This is a genomic window from Tindallia texcoconensis (genome assembly GCF_055383815.1).
Genome location: NZ_AP042431.1, coordinates 26303 through 42069 on the forward strand (window position 1 = coordinate 26303; position 15767 = coordinate 42069).

General features: G+C 39.4%; 21 protein-coding genes. All 21 read left to right on the plus strand.

Features of this window, described 5'->3' with window-relative positions:
* The first annotated feature begins 1 nt into the window (after position 1).
* The 21 genes from ACZ47N_RS00110 (at position 2) to ACZ47N_RS00210 (ending at position 15762) form a co-directional block, all read left to right on the plus strand.
* Positions 2-766: a prepilin peptidase gene (locus ACZ47N_RS00110; RefSeq protein ID WP_464887106.1), complete on the plus strand. Its 765-nt coding sequence runs from the start codon at positions 2-4 to the stop codon at positions 764-766.
* Between the two features lie 56 nt (positions 767-822).
* Positions 823-1281, plus strand: coding sequence for a prepilin-type N-terminal cleavage/methylation domain-containing protein (locus ACZ47N_RS00115; protein WP_464887107.1), 459 nt, complete (start codon positions 823-825; stop codon positions 1279-1281).
* A 34-nt stretch (positions 1282-1315) separates the two neighbouring features.
* The gene (locus ACZ47N_RS00120) at positions 1316-2113 is read left to right on the plus strand and encodes a shikimate kinase (RefSeq protein WP_464887108.1); all 798 of its coding nucleotides are present in this window, start codon (positions 1316-1318) and stop codon (positions 2111-2113) included.
* A complete protein-coding gene (gene aroE, locus ACZ47N_RS00125) occupies positions 2097-2957 on the plus strand; it encodes a shikimate dehydrogenase (protein WP_464887109.1) in 861 nt (286 codons plus the stop codon). The genes ACZ47N_RS00120 and aroE overlap by 17 nt, the downstream gene beginning before the upstream one ends.
* 31 nt (positions 2958-2988) lie before the next feature.
* Positions 2989-3369: a type IV pilus modification PilV family protein gene (locus tag ACZ47N_RS00130; protein ID WP_464887110.1), complete on the plus strand. Its 381-nt coding sequence runs from the start codon at positions 2989-2991 to the stop codon at positions 3367-3369.
* Positions 3362-3898 carry a hypothetical protein gene (locus ACZ47N_RS00135; RefSeq protein WP_464887111.1) on the plus strand — a complete coding sequence of 179 codons (537 nt, stop codon included), beginning with the start codon at positions 3362-3364 and terminating at the stop codon, positions 3896-3898. The genes ACZ47N_RS00130 and ACZ47N_RS00135 overlap by 8 nt, the downstream gene beginning before the upstream one ends.
* A complete protein-coding gene (locus tag ACZ47N_RS00140) occupies positions 3898-4458 on the plus strand; it encodes a hypothetical protein (protein ID WP_464887112.1) in 561 nt (186 codons plus the stop codon). Before ACZ47N_RS00135 ends, ACZ47N_RS00140 begins: the two co-directional genes overlap by 1 nt.
* Positions 4459-4485: 27 nt before the next feature.
* Complete coding sequence (locus ACZ47N_RS00145) at positions 4486-4749, plus strand: late competence development ComFB family protein (protein ID WP_464887113.1); 264 nt, start codon at positions 4486-4488, stop codon at positions 4747-4749.
* A gap of 92 nt (positions 4750-4841) precedes the next feature.
* Positions 4842-5906 (plus strand): M24 family metallopeptidase, encoded by a 1065-nt coding sequence (locus ACZ47N_RS00150; protein ID WP_464887114.1) that lies wholly within the window; start codon positions 4842-4844, stop codon positions 5904-5906.
* 35 nt (positions 5907-5941) lie between these two features.
* Positions 5942-6499, plus strand: a complete 558-nt coding sequence (gene efp / locus ACZ47N_RS00155; RefSeq protein WP_464887115.1) for an elongation factor P — start codon at positions 5942-5944, stop codon at positions 6497-6499.
* Positions 6500-6516: 17 nt separating this feature from the next.
* Positions 6517-6960 carry a CD1247 N-terminal domain-containing protein gene (locus ACZ47N_RS00160; RefSeq protein ID WP_464887116.1) on the plus strand — a complete coding sequence of 148 codons (444 nt, stop codon included), beginning with the start codon at positions 6517-6519 and terminating at the stop codon, positions 6958-6960.
* A gap of 89 nt (positions 6961-7049) precedes the next feature.
* Entirely contained in the window at positions 7050-7433 is a 384-nt protein-coding gene (locus ACZ47N_RS00165; protein WP_464887117.1) for an Asp23/Gls24 family envelope stress response protein, read from the plus strand.
* Between the two features lie 28 nt (positions 7434-7461).
* The gene (nusB, locus tag ACZ47N_RS00170; RefSeq protein WP_464887118.1) at positions 7462-7896 is read left to right on the plus strand and encodes a transcription antitermination factor NusB; all 435 of its coding nucleotides are present in this window, start codon (positions 7462-7464) and stop codon (positions 7894-7896) included.
* Entirely contained in the window at positions 7886-8848 is a 963-nt protein-coding gene (locus ACZ47N_RS00175; protein ID WP_464887119.1) for an O-sialoglycoprotein endopeptidase, read from the plus strand. Before nusB ends, ACZ47N_RS00175 begins: the two co-directional genes overlap by 11 nt.
* 12 nt (positions 8849-8860) lie before the next feature.
* The gene (gene xseA, locus ACZ47N_RS00180) at positions 8861-10075 is read left to right on the plus strand and encodes an exodeoxyribonuclease VII large subunit (protein ID WP_464887120.1); all 1215 of its coding nucleotides are present in this window, start codon (positions 8861-8863) and stop codon (positions 10073-10075) included.
* A complete protein-coding gene (gene xseB / locus ACZ47N_RS00185; protein WP_464887121.1) occupies positions 10072-10284 on the plus strand; it encodes an exodeoxyribonuclease VII small subunit in 213 nt (70 codons plus the stop codon). The genes xseA and xseB overlap by 4 nt, the downstream gene beginning before the upstream one ends.
* A gap of 4 nt (positions 10285-10288) precedes the next feature.
* Positions 10289-11176 carry a polyprenyl synthetase family protein gene (locus ACZ47N_RS00190; RefSeq protein WP_464887122.1) on the plus strand — a complete coding sequence of 296 codons (888 nt, stop codon included), beginning with the start codon at positions 10289-10291 and terminating at the stop codon, positions 11174-11176.
* 15 nt (positions 11177-11191) lie between these two features.
* Positions 11192-11635 (plus strand): divergent PAP2 family protein, encoded by a 444-nt coding sequence (locus tag ACZ47N_RS00195; protein ID WP_464887123.1) that lies wholly within the window; start codon positions 11192-11194, stop codon positions 11633-11635.
* A 720-nt stretch (positions 11636-12355) separates the two neighbouring features.
* Positions 12356-12943 carry a hypothetical protein gene (locus ACZ47N_RS00200; protein ID WP_464887124.1) on the plus strand — a complete coding sequence of 196 codons (588 nt, stop codon included), beginning with the start codon at positions 12356-12358 and terminating at the stop codon, positions 12941-12943.
* A gap of 103 nt (positions 12944-13046) precedes the next feature.
* A complete protein-coding gene (gene dxs, locus ACZ47N_RS00205; protein WP_464887125.1) occupies positions 13047-14975 on the plus strand; it encodes a 1-deoxy-D-xylulose-5-phosphate synthase in 1929 nt (642 codons plus the stop codon).
* Complete coding sequence (locus tag ACZ47N_RS00210; protein WP_464887126.1) at positions 14956-15762, plus strand: TlyA family RNA methyltransferase; 807 nt, start codon at positions 14956-14958, stop codon at positions 15760-15762. The genes dxs and ACZ47N_RS00210 overlap by 20 nt, the downstream gene beginning before the upstream one ends.
* The last annotated feature ends 5 nt before the right edge of the window (positions 15763-15767 follow it).

Genomic DNA, 15767 nt, shown 5'->3' on the forward strand with positions numbered 1-15767 from the left:
TATGGGGATATTGGTTTTTGTTATCGGCTTGTTAATTGGTTCTTTTTTAAATGTTTGCATTTATCGAATTCCTAAAGAGGAATCCATCGTTTTTCCTGGATCAAATTGTCCTTCCTGTCATCAACCTTTAAAAGCAAAAGAACTGATTCCAGTTTTTAGTTGGTTATGGTTGCGAGGCCAGTGCCGTACTTGCAAAACAGCTATTTCTGGTCGTTATCCATTGGTTGAAACATTGACTGGTGCTATGTTGGTTTTGATATACCTGGAAATGGGTCTAAGTACCAATTTTTTTCTTTGCTCCCTATTAACCATGTTATTACTCATGATTACTTTTATTGACCTTGACCATCAAATTATACCAGATGGCCTAAGTACTCTAGTAGCCTTTATGGGTATAGTATCGCTTGTCTATGGATATATCAATAATACTGGCATTATCTTTTGGGAAGCTATTGCTGGGATTTTTCTCGGGGGTGGGTTCTTTTTGTTCATTGCCATTGTCTCGAAGGGTGGCATGGGTGGTGGTGATATTAAGCTTATGGCAGCCCTTGGAATATGGTTTGGATGGCAAGGGATTTTAATGGTTATGTTTCTTTCTTTTACGCTTGGTGGGATCTATGCAGTAGGCTTACTGGTTATGAAGCGAAAAGGTCGTAAGGAGATGGTTCCTTTTGGCCCCTTTATCGCACTAGGTGGGTACATAACGGCTTTATATGGTTCTTATCTATGGGAGTGGTACATGACCGGATTTTTTATTGGATATTAAAGTGAATTGCATTCATCGAAAAGAATATCTACGAAACTGGTGGAGGGCTTTTTGTCATGAGAAAAAAAACAAGTTGTTGCTTGAAGGATGCAAAAGGGTTTACTTTATTAGAATTAATGATTGTGTTGGCTATTATGGGACTAATGGCAGGAATTGCCTTACCAAATGCTGAAGCCATGTATCAGCGGACCCTATTACAAACCACAGCTCATGAAATTGAAAGCGCCTTATTGATGGCACGTCAGTTGAGTATGGATGAATCTAAACAATATGAAGTTTTGCTATCTTGCTGCTTTTTTAGTATCCGGAATACTTTATCGAAAGGGAAGCGCATTTATAGAGGGGAGTATCCTCAAGGCATTTCAAAAGCTGCTACGTCTCATACGAGCATCTATTTTAATCGAAAAGGTGTTACTGGGTATGGAAAGTTTATATTGGAAAACCAGTATGGCCAACAGATAATCATAGAAATTCATATTGGTACCGGCAATGTGGTGGTATCGGATATTATATAAGAGCTTTTTTTTAACATTAGAAAGGAGTTAAGCATTGGACGAACTCAGCTTACTAAGAAATGAAATTGATGAACTGGATCGTAAATTGGTAGAAGTACTGGAAAAACGAATGTATGTAGTAATGAACATTATGAAAGCAAAAAAACGCATGGGAATCCCTGTTATGAATCAAGACAGAGAATGCGAGGTTATCACTAAAATTAGTTCTTATGTTCAAAACCAGCGGTTTCGGAATGAAATTCAATTCATTCAAAAAAAAGTAATGGAAAGCTCACGAAGAATTCAGTCAGAGCAGCTATTCCCTTACCATATTGTGCTGGTTGGTTTTATGGGAACGGGAAAATCAACAGTAGCAAGAGAAATAGGAGAAATGGTGGGGAAGCATTCAATAGACATAGACCAATTCATTGAGGAACAAGAGGCTGCTCGCATTAGTGATATCTTTCAACTACAAGGCGAAAATACCTTTCGTGAAATAGAAAAAAAGGTGATAAAAAAAATTACATCTCAACTGGAAACCACAGTCATTAGCACTGGTGGTGGAGTGGTGTTGAATGAGGAAAATATACGTAATTTAAAGCAAACAGGTGTTGTAATCTGGCTAAAAGCTAGCCCAGAGGAAATCTATCAGCGAATTAAAGAGAGTACCGAAAGGCCTTTGTTAAAAGAGGATATGTCTGTGAACAAAATCGCATCCCTTCTTCAGCAGAGGATCCCTTTCTATGGAAAGGCAGCTGATTTTATAGTGGAAACGGATGAAAAATCTGTGAAGGAAATTTGCTTGGAAATAGTGAAAAAACTGGGGAGTGTCCAGCATGACAGAAGGTATTAGTGGAACAACAAAATTGATTGCTCTTTTAGGGAACCCTGTTGCGCATAGTAAATCGCCTAAAATGCATAATACGGCATTAAAATATTTGAATCTTGATTATACCTATCTGGCTTTTGAAGTAGAATCAGATCAGTTTAAAAATGCAGTTTATGGATTGAAAAGTCTGGGAGTGGTTGGTTTTAATGTCACCATGCCCTATAAACAAAGTATTATTCCGTTTTTAGATGAATTATCAGAGGAAGCAGAATTATGTGAAGCCGTTAACACAGTGAAAAATCATCATGGGAGGCTGATTGGATATAATACAGATGGCATGGGTTTTATTATGTCCCTAAAGGAACAGGGAATACAAGTTGAACATAATAAGTTTTCTGTGATCGGTGCTGGTGGAGCTGCTAAGAGTATTGTTATACAATTGGCTATGCAAGGTGCATCGGAAATTGTTCTGTTTAATCGAAGTGAACAAAGGGCAAAGCATCTTGTTCGGATTATAAGAAGCCGATTTCCTGAGTGTAGCATTCACTGGCGTGAAATCGATCCTTTAACCATGGCGGTAGAATGCAAAGAATCAGAGGCTTTAATTCATACTACCAACGTAGGGATGGGATCAGAGAAAGAGAGATCCTTGATTACAGATTCAACTGTTTTTCATAAAGATCTTTTCGTTGCAGATCTTATTTACGCACCATCCAAAACGAAATTTTTGAAGTTAGCAGAACAAAATGGCTGTCGGATTATGAATGGCCTTGGAATGATTATCGGACAAGGTGCCTTGGCTTTTCAAATCTGGACTGGCAAGGAAATGCCTATTTCCTTAGTCAAGAAAACATTAGCTCAAAAATAACGGGATGCTTCATCTGCGGGAGGCGACTTGTGTGATAAAGATAAATAGCCTTAAGGGATTTACCTTGGTTGAAGTCTTGGTATCGCTGTTTATTATCAGTCTATTCACATTAGGATATAGTAAAGCCATGACCCTTACGTTATCCGCTAAACAACAAGCAGCCATGCATCATCAATGGATGATGCACTCGAAAAACCAGATGGATTACTATCTAGCAGGAGAAAAATCGGTTGCTGATGTTACGGTAACTCCACTAAATCCAGAGCAAACCCTGCATCGAATTTACGTAAAGTCACCATGTAAAGACATGGAAAGTCTTTCGATCCTGATTCGTGTCACGTACACAAAAGAAAAACCTTGGGATCACATTTCTTATTATCGGATAGAAGATTGGGTATCTGATGATGGGTAGGAAAACATTTTTTAATCTACAGGGACTGACTTTAATAGAAGTGATGATTTCTTTTCTATTACTATCTTTATTACTAATGACCATGGCAACGAGCAGCTCTTTTATCCAGAAGAGTAGTCAACAACAAATGCAACAGCTTCGGTGTGAACAAAATATTCGACATGGGATTATTGCCATCGAAAAACGATTTCAACAAAGCAATCAGCAACGTATTGCATATCGTAAAGATCAACAACTGTTTATTAGTGAATTATATGATGAAGACAAAGATGAATGGTACAGGGTGTTTTTTCGATTCGACGGATATCATACCACACGTAAAAATACCTGGTTATATTTTCATCGTGCTTCTGGAACACTTCGAGTAAATTTAAATGGAGAACATAATGTTTTGCTTTCTGGTATAGGACTTATTGAAACAGATGTGCTCCTGCCAGATCGTTTGGTTCGCATTACTGTCCATTGCAAAGAAACCGATTATCAAGCCTCAACTACTATTAAACTTCATTGGTCAGGGGAGGATTCCTGATGATATACCCTAAGGGCTTTATAAGTATTGTGTGTCTTTTGGTGGGTATGAGTATTAGTGCACTTGGGCTATCGGTAATGACATTGCACATGAATGATCTAGTACTTCAACAGTCTTCAACTCATCGAATTCGCGCCCAATACTTGGCAGAATCAGGTATGGAAATGACTTTATATCACTTACACCAATGGTCAGAAAACGCTATTAGTGCATATTTTCACAGTTCTATTGAGTCATCGGATAAGATACTAGCATTAGAGCCTTATCTAGAAGCCTATATGCTCCATCCGCTATACGCCAAGCCTGATGAGATCTCTGTAACGTCTCTTTATCCAGAGTATTTACACGAACATGGCATTCACCTTAGTGTCGATCCATCTACGGATGGTAAAACGCTTAAAATAAAGATTCAGGGGTATTATTCAAATGCAAGGGTCTTCTTAGATGCCACTGTCCGAATGCCTTCATTGGTGATTGAAACAGATGACTTAGGAAATACAGAAATACGAGTAAAGTCTTTGTACCTTGAATCTCTGGTACAGGGATATCCAGATATTTAATTGCCACCATTACAAAGGAGGATCACCATGGAACTTAAAAACCATATGGAAATCGTCGTTGATCGAATGTTGCAACGTTTTTTAGAAAAGGATCCAGATCTTTGTCCCTGTGAAAACTGCATATTAGATGTAAAAGCGTTTGCGTTGAACAATCTGCCGCCACAATATTTTGTGACAGAAAAAGGTGAAGTTTTTACTAAGGCAAAAGACCTTACCATACAATTTGAAGCAGATGTTGTACGTGCCCTGGTGGAAGGAATCGATCGGGTTAAGCTACATCCTCGTCACTGAAGCTCTAGAATAATGCTGTTCACACCAGGGTAAATGTGGTATACTTTATAAGGACTTTAGGAGCTCAACGAATAGAAACTGGGAGGATTTTTATGACAGAAGGAATTACTAGGATTCAGCAATGGATGGAAGAGCAATGTGTGGATGGTGTTTTAATTACTAGTGATGCTAATCGCTACTATCTTTCTGGTTTCACAGGTTCGGCAGCATCGCTTTTGTTCACAAAGACCAACCAGTATATTCTTTCTGATTTCCGCTATCAAGAACAAATAGCGGAAGAATCTCCAGATTTTATGTTTCTAAAAATCGATCAAAAAAATACGCTGACCCACCATCTAAGTAAGTTAGGTCTTCGTAATCTAGGGGTAGAAGAAGGCAAATTTACTTATGGGCAATTCCTAGATTTTCAGAAACATCTCAGTCCAATAAAACTCCTATCTATGGATGGATTGGTGGAAAAAATTCGTTCGGTGAAAACAAAAGAAGAAATAGATAGTCTTCGAAAGGCAGCTGCTCTGACAGATCTTGGTTGGAATTATATAAAAGAACAGATATGCCCAGGTAAGCAAGAAAAAGAACTGGCTTTGAATCTGGAATTTTATATGAGAAATCAAGGTGCAGATCATATTAGTTTTCCAATAATTGCTGCGTCAGGTCTTAGGAGTGCATTGCCTCATGGCATTGCTTCTGATAAAATCATTGAGATGGGTGACTTTCTAACAATGGATTTTGGTTGCCGTGTCAATAGATATTGCTCTGATATGACTCGCTCTCTTATGGTTGGAAAAGCTACAGATCTGCAAAAAAGAGTATACCAAACAGTGTTAGAAGCACAACAAAGAGCACTAGAAGCAGTGAAACCTGGTATTACTGGTGCGGAATTGGATCATATTGCCAGAGAAATAATTGAAAACGCTGGATATGGGGATGCTTTTGGCCATGGTTTGGGTCACGGAGTAGGCTTAGAAGTCCACGAACAACCTCTTATCAACTATAAAGGAACAGATCCTATCCAAGCTGGCATGGTAATTACCATTGAACCTGGAATTTATCTGCCAGATCTTGGCGGTGTTAGAATTGAAGATTTAGTACTCGTAACAAAGGATGGATATGAAGTGCTCTCTAATGCTTCCAAGGAACTAGAGGTACTCATTTAACCTCATAAAGAATTCATCGAATAAGGAGGAACCGCATGATACAGGCAGGAGATTTTCGAAAAGGGGTCACATTCCAAAAGAATGGCGAACCATGTGTTATTATGGATTTTCAGCATGTTAAGCCGGGAAAAGGCGCTGCATTTGTTAGGACCAAGTATAAGAATCTTATGACGGGTGCTATTCGAGAAGAAGCATTTAACCCTAGTGATAAATTCGAGAGAGCATTAATCGAAACTAGGGAAATGCAGTATTTGTATAGTGATGGAGAATTCTATTATTTTATGGATAACGAAACCTTTGAGCAGGTCCCTTTAACAATGGATATTGTTTCAGATTCTATTGGTTATATGAAGGAGAATGATTCTGCGACCGTACGGTTTTATCAAGGAAAGGCGTTTCAACTGGAGGCTCCTAATTTTGTGGAGTTAACAGTTATAGAAACAGAGCCGGGTATTAAGGGTGACACAGCGTCTAATGTAACCAAAAATGCCAAAGTGGAAACTGGCGCTATGGTACATGTTCCTTTGTTTATTAACGAGGGAGACGTAGTGCGAATTGATACCAGATCCGGCGAATATATGTCGAGGGTGTAAAAAAAAGGAGGAGTAAAATGAATCATTTATTTGAAAACGTCGCTTATCTTAAAGGACTGGCAGAAGGGTTAAACATTAAGGAATCCTCCAAAGAAGGAAAACTTCTATTAGGAATTCTGGACACCCTGGAGGAAATGGCCGAGTCAATTGTAGAAATTCAGGAAGATCAAGAAGACCTAGAAGAGTATGTAGAAGCACTAGATGAGGATTTAGCTGATGTTGAGGAAGATCTTGATCTGGATGAAGATGATTTTGATTCCGAAGAGGATGATATTGACTTCATGGAAGTGGAGTGTCCTAAATGCACTGAAGTAATTTACCTTGATGAGGACATCCTTTACGATGACGATGCTGAGGTACTTTGCCCACAATGCCATGAAATCATTGAATTTGAAGAAGAAGATGGATGCGGTGATGGTTGCTGCTGCAGTCATGAAAATGAGGGTCCCGAAACGACTTAATCGGTACCCATGGTTTTGCAAAGAAAATCCTCTGAGTAATCATTGGATTTTCTTTTTCTCTTTTTTAAACGATAAAGGGAGGGATTTAGATGCAATCAGATATGAAATACGCCACTGGTGAAGTTCATATTGCAGAGGATGTAATTGCTACTATTGCCAGTATTAGCGCTACTTCTGTAAAGGGAGTTGCGGGAATGAGTAGTGGTATCACAAGTGGTTTTGCTGAGGCCCTTGGCAAAAAAAATCTATCCAAAGGCGTAAAAGTAGAGGTAAAGGATAAAACCATTACACTTCATCTCAATCTTATTGTAGAATATGGATGTAAAATTCCGGATATATCCTGGAAAATTCAAGATCGTGTAAAATCTATGGTAGAAAATATGACGGCCATGAAAGTCCGTGAGGTTAATGTTCATGTTCAGGCGGTTAAATTTCCGGAGGAATCCGATGGCAGTCTAACAGAAGAAGAGTAAGAAGAAATTATGAGCTGGAGGAAACGCTATGAAACGAACACAGGCTAGAGAACTGTGTATGCAACTTGTATATGAGATGATTATTAAAGGAGAGTATACTCTAACTGGTCTACTTCGCCATTTAGAAGAGAATCCAGATAATAAGAATCAAGATCAGGAAAGGTATATGAAAGATGTTTTAAGCCATGTCATAGAAGAAAGAGATGGGATGGATGAAATGATTCGATCTTATTCGGTTGATTGGGACTTTGATCGAATTGCACGAGTAGATCTATCCATTCTTAAAATGGGCTTTTCAGAACTTATTTATATGCCGGATATTCCTAATCATGTAACGTTAAACGAAATGGTAGAATTAGCTAAAAAATTCGGGACGGAGCACTCTCCATCTTTTATTAATGGTGTTCTTGGTAAATATCATCGAGAGCATCAAGAAAAGGACGAAATCGGCCATGAAGGATAGAATTCCTGGGGTCCTAGGGTTTGACACCAGTAATTACACCACATCCATTGCTTTAATGGGTCTAGATGGGACTTTACTGGCTGAAAAGAGACAGCTTTTATCTGTACCTGAGGGGAAGCGAGGGTTACGTCAATCAGATGCTTTTTTTCAGCATGTTAAAGTGTTACCCAAACTGATGGAGTCCATCCAATCTGTATTGACTCAAACAGAACTAATGGCTATTGGGTCTAGTGTTACCCCCAGAACCGTTGATGGTTCTTATATGCCGGTTTTTTTAGCTGGGGAATCCTTGGCACGTTCCATAGCTGCTCGTGAAGGGATTCCTTTTTATTCTTTTAGCCATCAAGAAAACCATATAGCGGCTGGATTATGGTCTACTGGGAAAGTACTGCATGAACCATTTTATGCGTTGCATCTTTCTGGCGGAACCACTGAACTCCTAAAAATTCTGCCTTCTGAAACAGCTGGCTATGAAATATCTCAGATAGGTTTTACGAAGGATATCAGTGTAGGTCAGTTAGTAGATCGAATAGGTGTTTCTTTAGGCTGTTCATTTCCCGCTGGCCCTATGCTGGAAAAAATGGCAGTATCTTGGGAGAAAGAATTGATCCAAATTCCAGGTGGAGTGCGGATGCTTAACCTTAATCTTTCGGGACCAGAAACCTACCTTCAAAATAAAATACAAGATTCTATGGAGCCTAGACAAATTGCATGTTCTTTGTTTCACTTTTTGGGCAACACCTTAGGAAAGTGGCTATTAAACTATCACAAAAAAGAACCTATTCCTTTTTTATTGGTAGTAGGTGGAGTTGCCTCTAACACGATCATCAGAAAAAAAATCAATGAGCAGCTCTGTGGCAACATAGAAGTTGCATATGCAGACCCTTTCTATTGTAGTGACCATGCCTACGGAATATGTGCCCTTTCTCTAAACCAACTATCCAATCGTTAAAGGATGATAATCATGCGTATTAAAACGCTTTCTGTTTCTGAATTGAATCGATATGTTAAGCGCCTGATTGATGCAGACCCAATTCTACACCGAGTTTCTGTAGCTGGTGAAATAACAGGGTTTAAAGCCCATAGCAGCGGGCATCTCTATTTCACATTAAAGGATGAACTTTCTCGTTTAAGATGTGTGATGTTTCGGCAACATGCAATGCATGTAGACATAAACCTTAAAGAAGGTATGAAAGTTAACGTAAAGGGTGGTATTTCGGTTTATGAACGTGATGGCCAATATCAGCTTTATGCAGAACATATTGAAGAAACGGGTTTAGGGGATTACTACGTTGCTTTTCAGAAACGTAAAGAAAAATTGGAGAAACAAGGATTGTTTCTATCCTCACGAAAAAAACCAATCCCTTCTTATCCAGAAAGAATTGGAATCGTTACTTCTTCGACGGCTGCAGCATTGCAGGATATACTGAAAGTACTGAATAAAAGGTGGCCTATAGCCAAGCTTTTTCTTTTTCCAGCTCAGGTTCAAGGAGAAGCAGCTCCTTCTTCTTTGGTAAATGCTATTAATTTGGCGCAGGGGTATGAATTGGATGTCCTTTTATTAGGACGGGGCGGTGGTGCCGTGGAAGAATTATGGGCCTTTAATGATGAGGCCTTAGCTTATGCTATTGCAGCTTCAACTACTCCAGTGATCACAGGTATTGGACATGAGACGGACCTTACCATTGCGGATTTTGTTGCTGATTACCGTGCTCATACACCAACGGCAGCTGCTGAAATGGCAGTTCCAAGTATAGAAGAACAGATTCAAAAGCTTGAAAAATGCCTTCTCCATATGAAAAGAACTACGGGTCAAATGATGCACTATCGAAAAGAAGCTTTAAAATCCATTAATCAACGTATGCCCTTTCGATTTCCTCAACGAATGTTCGAAGCTGATGAACGGACCCTAGAGCAATATAAAAAGAACCTACTTCGCTCCATAACGGAAAAAATGAACCAGGAAACCTTATTATTAGAAGGAACAGGTGAAAAACTCCATCATCTAAGTCCTTTGTCTGTAATGAAAAGAGGATATGGTGTAGTAGAGAATCTAGATAGTCGACCCATCACTAGTATTAAAGAACTGGAAATCAACGATTCGTTCAGTGTTAGAATTCAAGATGGTAAGTTACTTGCTTGTTTAATGGATATCGAGGAAGGTGGATTTGACTTATGAAAAAAGGACAATACGAAAAAAACTTCAATAAATTGGAAGAAATAGTAGAAAAACTAGAAAGTCAGCAACTGTCTCTGGAAGAATCTTTGGATCTATTCCAACAGGGTATTGAAATGTATCGTAAATGTCATGAAAAGCTAAGAGATACAGAAAAAAAACTGACAATCATTATGGAAGACAATGGAATGATATCAGAAAAGGAGGAGTAATTCTATGGAGTGGAAAGAGAGCATGGATCAATATATTGAAATGATTAACAACGCTTTAGAAGAATATGTTCAAATTGAAGAAGGACCAAATGCAAAAGTAATGGAATCTATGCGATATAGCCTTTTTGCTGGTGGTAAACGATTAAGACCGGTTCTGACCCTAGCTGTGAGTGAACTGTTAGGGAAACCAGCAGAAGATGCTTTGCCCTACGCCTGTGCATTAGAAATGATTCATACATATTCTTTGATCCACGACGATTTACCAGCTATGGATGATGATGACATACGTCGTGGAAAACCAACTAATCATAAAGTATTTGGTGAAGGCGTTGCCATTTTAGCTGGAGATGGTCTTTTAAACCTTGCCTTTGAATCTATGATTAACGATGCGTTAACTTTAGAGGAACCTATGAGTGGCATAAAAGCCATGCAAGCCATTGCCGACGCTTCTGGCGTTGATGGAATGATCGGTGGACAGATAGCCGATTTACTGAATGAAGGGAAAGTAGTAGATGAACATATATTGGACTATATACACCGGCATAAAACCGGTGCATTGATTACAGCTTCTGTTAAGGCTGGAGCCTACATAGCTTCGGTGAAGGAGGAAGAAGCTATACGTTGGGAAGAGATAGGTCATGCTCTAGGGATGGCGTTTCAGATACAAGATGACTTACTCGATATTGTAGGCAATGCTGCAGAAATGGGAAAGCCAGTTGGTAGCGATGAGCGTAATCATAAAGCCACCTACCCGTCGCTTTATGGAATAGAGAAATCTCAAGCTAAAGTAGATGAGTTAACACATGTTGTGTTAGAGTATTTGGAACCATATGGCAAAAGAGCAGATTTTCTAAGATCTTTAACCGAAGCCTTAGTAAATCGACGATCTTAAGCAGGGGGGCTGCAGATGGATTTTTTTCAGGGAATTGGTGAAAATAGACTTTTATGGGTAACTTTATTGGCTTGGTTTATTGCACAAGCACTAAAAGTACTCTTTACACTAATCGTTGATAAGCGATTTAATGTCCTGCGTTTTGTAGGGTCTGGTGGTATGCCCAGTTCTCATTCTGCTTTTGTCATGAGTTTAGCAACGGGCATGGGGAAAATTTATGGATGGGATTCGCCTTTTTTTACGTTTGCATTGGTGTTTGCTTTTGTAGTCATGTATGATGCTGCTGGTGTTCGTTATGCTGTAGGAAAGCAAGCTATTATTCTAAATGAAATCATGAAAGACTACCAAAAAGATCGCAAAATGTCGGAAGCCCAGCTAAAAGAACTTGTAGGGCATACACCAATAGAGGTATTTGCAGGTGCTGTCCTAGGTGTTTTGGTGACGCTATGGATGATTTGATGTATGGCTCCGCCTCTCTGATTGAGTTTCCATCTTATCTATGCTATACTATATTTACAGAATGCAGTGGTGCAGTATTCTAGTCAGGATTACCGATTTCTGAAGGCGGGCCTAAAAATCCGTCGAAGGGCATATCGATGAAGTTTCTGGTTTCGGCTTGTGACGCCCAGTTGTGGGTCGATTCTGGGAGTAAAGAAGATGGGGGCGATCCGCAATGGCATGCGGGCGTTGACCCTCGCTTCGTGGAGGCTTTTCCGACAATCCGGTCGGAGAGGTGAAACCTGTGCAGGCGTCCTTTTGAGGCAGCGTAGCGCACAGTGTAGCCTGCCTTGAGTGATGTGGGCAGATAAGTAGATCAGATTTTTGAAGCCAGGGCCCGGCTAAAAAAATTATTGCTGCTTGAAACCCTCATTGCAAAAGAGGCTAAGAATCGGTTTACCTGTTGAGGAAATCTCCTAGACTGTTCAAATAGAGATGAGTCAGGGATTACAGTGCGGACTAAGTGGCAATCCAGTTCTGCGTATGGCGACATAGCAGAGACTTTTTTAAAGGGAAACCGCTGTGATGGCGACACGCAGTAGAAGTCTGGGAAAACTTACTGGACCTAAGCCGTAAAATTTACCTGTCTTGTTACCACTGCAGCTTTAGCTGATAGCCCACAAAGGCTATCAGCTTTTCTGGTTTACCATTAGATAAAATTTATCATGGAGGATTATCACTTTGACCAAATGGAAGAGAATCATAAAAAACGGAAACTCTCGTCCCCAACAAAATCACATTGAAGAGCTATTTAAAAAATATAACTTAAAATGGGTGGTATTAGTTTCTTTCTGGACTTTTTTTTTAGCAGCTGGGTTTCACTACCTTTCAGAACAGATTTTGATTCGATCCAGTGTTATACCTGCTTTCATCATGCTCATTGTGATTGTTTTATTAGGTGTTTTTTTTGATATGATCGGTATCGCTGTGGCCGTCGCATCTGAAAAGCCATTTCATGCGATGGCTGCAGATCGGGTTCCTTCAGCTAGAAAAGCCGTTGTGCTTTTAAAAAATGCAGGCGTTGTTTCAAATATCTGTAACGATGTTGTCGGTGATATTTGTGGAATTATCAGTGGGGTTGCATCCGCTACTATTTTATTAAAACTTTCTCCACAATTAACTCCTACTCAACAAGTCGTTGCAACCTTAGTTTTGGGTGGGTTTGTAGCTTCTTTAACCGTAGGGGGCAAGGCTATCGGAAAGAATATAGCCTTAGAGAAATCACACCAACTAGTTCATGCAGTCTCTAAAATAATTACTTTCACATAACTTTGAAAAAAATATGCATATGATGTAGAATTATAGGTAAGAAACACATATAATGATGGGTAGCAGGGTAAGAAACGTAATGGCTGGTAGAAGGAGGTAAGGCATGAGTTCGTTTTTATATCAGATTCAATCCCCAACGGATCTAAAAGCCTTAAATAATCGAGAAAAGAAACAGTTAGCCACTGAAATACGTGGTTTTTTACTGGATAAAGTGTCTAAGACGGGTGGTCACTTAGCCTCCAATCTTGGTGTTGTTGAATTGACTATTGCTTTGCATAGTGCATTGAATTCATTTCAAGACAAAATCATATGGGATGTAGGCCACCAAAGTTATGTACATAAAATGCTAACAGGCCGCAGAGACGAATTTGATACTTTGCGTCAATTTGGTGGATTAAGTGGTTTTCCCAAAAGACATGAAAGCATTCATGATCATTTCAATACAGGTCACAGTGCCACTTCCCTTTCTGCGGCACTGGGAATGGCTACTGCTCGGGATTTGAAAAAAGAATCCTATCAAGTGGCTGCTATCATTGGTGATGGAGCTCTAACTGGTGGTATGGCTTTTGAAGCACTCAATCATGCAGGACAAAACAGAACTGACTTAACTGTAATACTCAATGATAACAAAATGTCTATAGCGGAAAATGTAGGTGGTCTATCCAATTATCTTACGAGAATTCGCAGTTTTCCAGTTTATTCTCGTCTAAAGGAAGACTTAGAAAGTTTTATCCATCATTTACCCGCTTTAGGTAAAACTGTATATCGAACAGCAGAAAAAGCTAAGGATTCCATTAAGTATTTTTTTGTTCCTGGTGTTCTTTTTGAAGAACTTGGATTTACTTATATTGGCCCAATAGATGGTCATAATATTGAAGACGTTACGGAAGCCTTAAATCTTTCAAAACGCATTAAAGGACCAAAAGTGGTTCATGTTTTGACGGTGAAAGGTAAAGGGTATGAAATGGCAGAAAAATATCCAGCTAAATTCCATGGCATTGGTCCTTTTGATGTGGAGTCGGGGAAAAAGCGCAATTCCTCAGGAAAGGATTTTTCTGCCGTAGCTGGTGCCGCATTAGAATCTTTAGCCGAACAGGATGATCGCATTGTTGCTATTACGGCTGCAATGCCTGATGGTACAGGTTTGAATAATTTTAAAGATCGTTTTCCAAATCGTCTTTTCGATGTGGGGATTGCTGAGCAACATGCGGTTACATTTGCTGCTGGACAGGCAGCTGCAGGGTTACGACCGTTTTTTGCTGTGTATTCATCTTTTTTACAACGAGGCTATGATCAATTAATCCATGACGTAGCGCTACAAAAACTACCCGTTACTTTTATGGTGGATCGAGCTGGTTTGGTAGGCAATGATGGTGAAACCCATCACGGAGTTTTCGATATCTCCTGTCTGTCTGCTGTTCCTGGTCTAACCATGATGTCACCATCTGATGAAAAAGATTTAGAAGCAATGGTGCAACATACGATGAAACTTTCAGGTCCTTCTCTTATTCGATACCCTAGAGGAAAAGCTTTTCAGCTACCTGTAAAAGAAACGCCTGTTGAGACTGGTAAAGGAAGAGTTCTAAAAGAATATGGATGTGACTTTTTACTCGTTGCCCTTGGTAGTCTTAATAAAGTGGCTCTGGATGTTTTGGAGCTAGCAAAAGAAATGGGTATTATGGGAACCTTAATTGATCCTAGGTTCATTAAGCCGATGGATCAGGAATTGCTGATAAAGTATGGCAAAACCACTGACGCCATTTTTGTCATGGAAGAAAATCAAAAAATTGGTGGTTTTGGGTCTTTAGTTCAACATATGTTCCAAGAACAAGGATTAATGAAAAAAGTGGAGATTTTCGCATTGCCAGATGAATTTACGGAGCAGGGTGATATGGATTCTTTGTACCGTCAAGTTGGTCTTACGGCAGAGTGTGTTCTTGAAAAAATCCAGCACCGCCAGGGGATGAACCCTAATAAACTTGTTTCCATTAAGACTGCAGAAAGGAAACGTCATGAAAAAACAGCGAATTGATTTGCTGCTGGTTGAAAAAGGCTACTTCAATAGTCGAGAAAAAGCTAGAAGTTCTCTGATGGCAGGCTTGATTGAAGTAGATGATGTTCCAGTAGATAAAGCCGGTACCAAAGTAAACGAAGATGCAAGAATTGTTATCAAAGGAAACAGTATTCCTTATGTTAGTCGGGGTGGATTAAAGCTTGAGAAAGCACTCCATAAATTTCCACTATCCTTAGAAAATAAAGTCTGCCTAGATGTAGGGGCTTCAACCGGTGGATTTACGGACTGCATGCTTCAGAATGGAGCCAGTAAAGTATATGCCATTGATGTGGGATATGGTCAATTAGATTGGTCTTTACGTCAAGATCAACGGGTTGTAGTCATGGAGAGGACAAATATAAGATATGTGAAACCTGAGGAATTATGTGAGCTAGCTGATTTTGCATCTATCGATGTATCCTTTATTTCTCTTCGGATTGTACTGCCTGTGGTAGTAAACTTGTTAAGTCCTGGTGCTATGATAGTAGCACTGATCAAACCACAATTTGAGGCTGGTAGAAATTTGGTCGGGAAGAATGGCGTGGTACGTGATGCCTCTGTTCACAAGCAGGTTATTGAAAAAATTCTTGCAGGCTGTTCTGAATGGGGTTTGAAAGCACTTGATTTAACATTTTCTCCAATTAAAGGACCAAAAGGAAATGTTGAGTTTCTTTTATTGGCTGAAAAATCAGATTCAGATTTAGCTGTGATCGCTAATGAAAAAGTTGCTAAAATTGTGCAGGATGTTCAATTACATCAGTTCTAATAGAT

Bases quoted from the DNA above. Each gene is read 5' to 3' on its own strand.
- ACZ47N_RS00110 (WP_464887106.1), top strand. From the start codon at position 2: ATGGGGATATTGGTTTTTGTTATCGGCTTGTTAATTGGTTCTTTTTTA.
- ACZ47N_RS00115 (WP_464887107.1), top strand. From the start codon at position 823: ATGAGAAAAAAAACAAGTTGTTGCTTGAAGGATGCAAAAGGGTTTACT.
- aroE (WP_464887109.1), top strand. From the start codon at position 2,097: ATGACAGAAGGTATTAGTGGAACAACAAAATTGATTGCTCTTTTAGGG.
- ACZ47N_RS00135 (WP_464887111.1), top strand. From the start codon at position 3,362: ATGGGTAGGAAAACATTTTTTAATCTACAGGGACTGACTTTAATAGAA.
- ACZ47N_RS00140 (WP_464887112.1), top strand. From the start codon at position 3,898: ATGATATACCCTAAGGGCTTTATAAGTATTGTGTGTCTTTTGGTGGGT.
- ACZ47N_RS00145 (WP_464887113.1), top strand. From the start codon at position 4,486: ATGGAACTTAAAAACCATATGGAAATCGTCGTTGATCGAATGTTGCAA.
- ACZ47N_RS00150 (WP_464887114.1), top strand. From the start codon at position 4,842: ATGACAGAAGGAATTACTAGGATTCAGCAATGGATGGAAGAGCAATGT.
- efp (WP_464887115.1), top strand. From the start codon at position 5,942: ATGATACAGGCAGGAGATTTTCGAAAAGGGGTCACATTCCAAAAGAAT.
- ACZ47N_RS00160 (WP_464887116.1), top strand. From the start codon at position 6,517: ATGAATCATTTATTTGAAAACGTCGCTTATCTTAAAGGACTGGCAGAA.
- ACZ47N_RS00165 (WP_464887117.1), top strand. From the start codon at position 7,050: ATGCAATCAGATATGAAATACGCCACTGGTGAAGTTCATATTGCAGAG.
- nusB (WP_464887118.1), top strand. From the start codon at position 7,462: ATGAAACGAACACAGGCTAGAGAACTGTGTATGCAACTTGTATATGAG.
- ACZ47N_RS00175 (WP_464887119.1), top strand. From the start codon at position 7,886: ATGAAGGATAGAATTCCTGGGGTCCTAGGGTTTGACACCAGTAATTAC.
- xseA (WP_464887120.1), top strand. From the start codon at position 8,861: ATGCGTATTAAAACGCTTTCTGTTTCTGAATTGAATCGATATGTTAAG.
- xseB (WP_464887121.1), top strand. From the start codon at position 10,072: ATGAAAAAAGGACAATACGAAAAAAACTTCAATAAATTGGAAGAAATA.
- ACZ47N_RS00190 (WP_464887122.1), top strand. From the start codon at position 10,289: ATGGAGTGGAAAGAGAGCATGGATCAATATATTGAAATGATTAACAAC.
- ACZ47N_RS00195 (WP_464887123.1), top strand. From the start codon at position 11,192: ATGGATTTTTTTCAGGGAATTGGTGAAAATAGACTTTTATGGGTAACT.
- dxs (WP_464887125.1), top strand. From the start codon at position 13,047: ATGAGTTCGTTTTTATATCAGATTCAATCCCCAACGGATCTAAAAGCC.
- ACZ47N_RS00210 (WP_464887126.1), top strand. From the start codon at position 14,956: ATGAAAAAACAGCGAATTGATTTGCTGCTGGTTGAAAAAGGCTACTTC.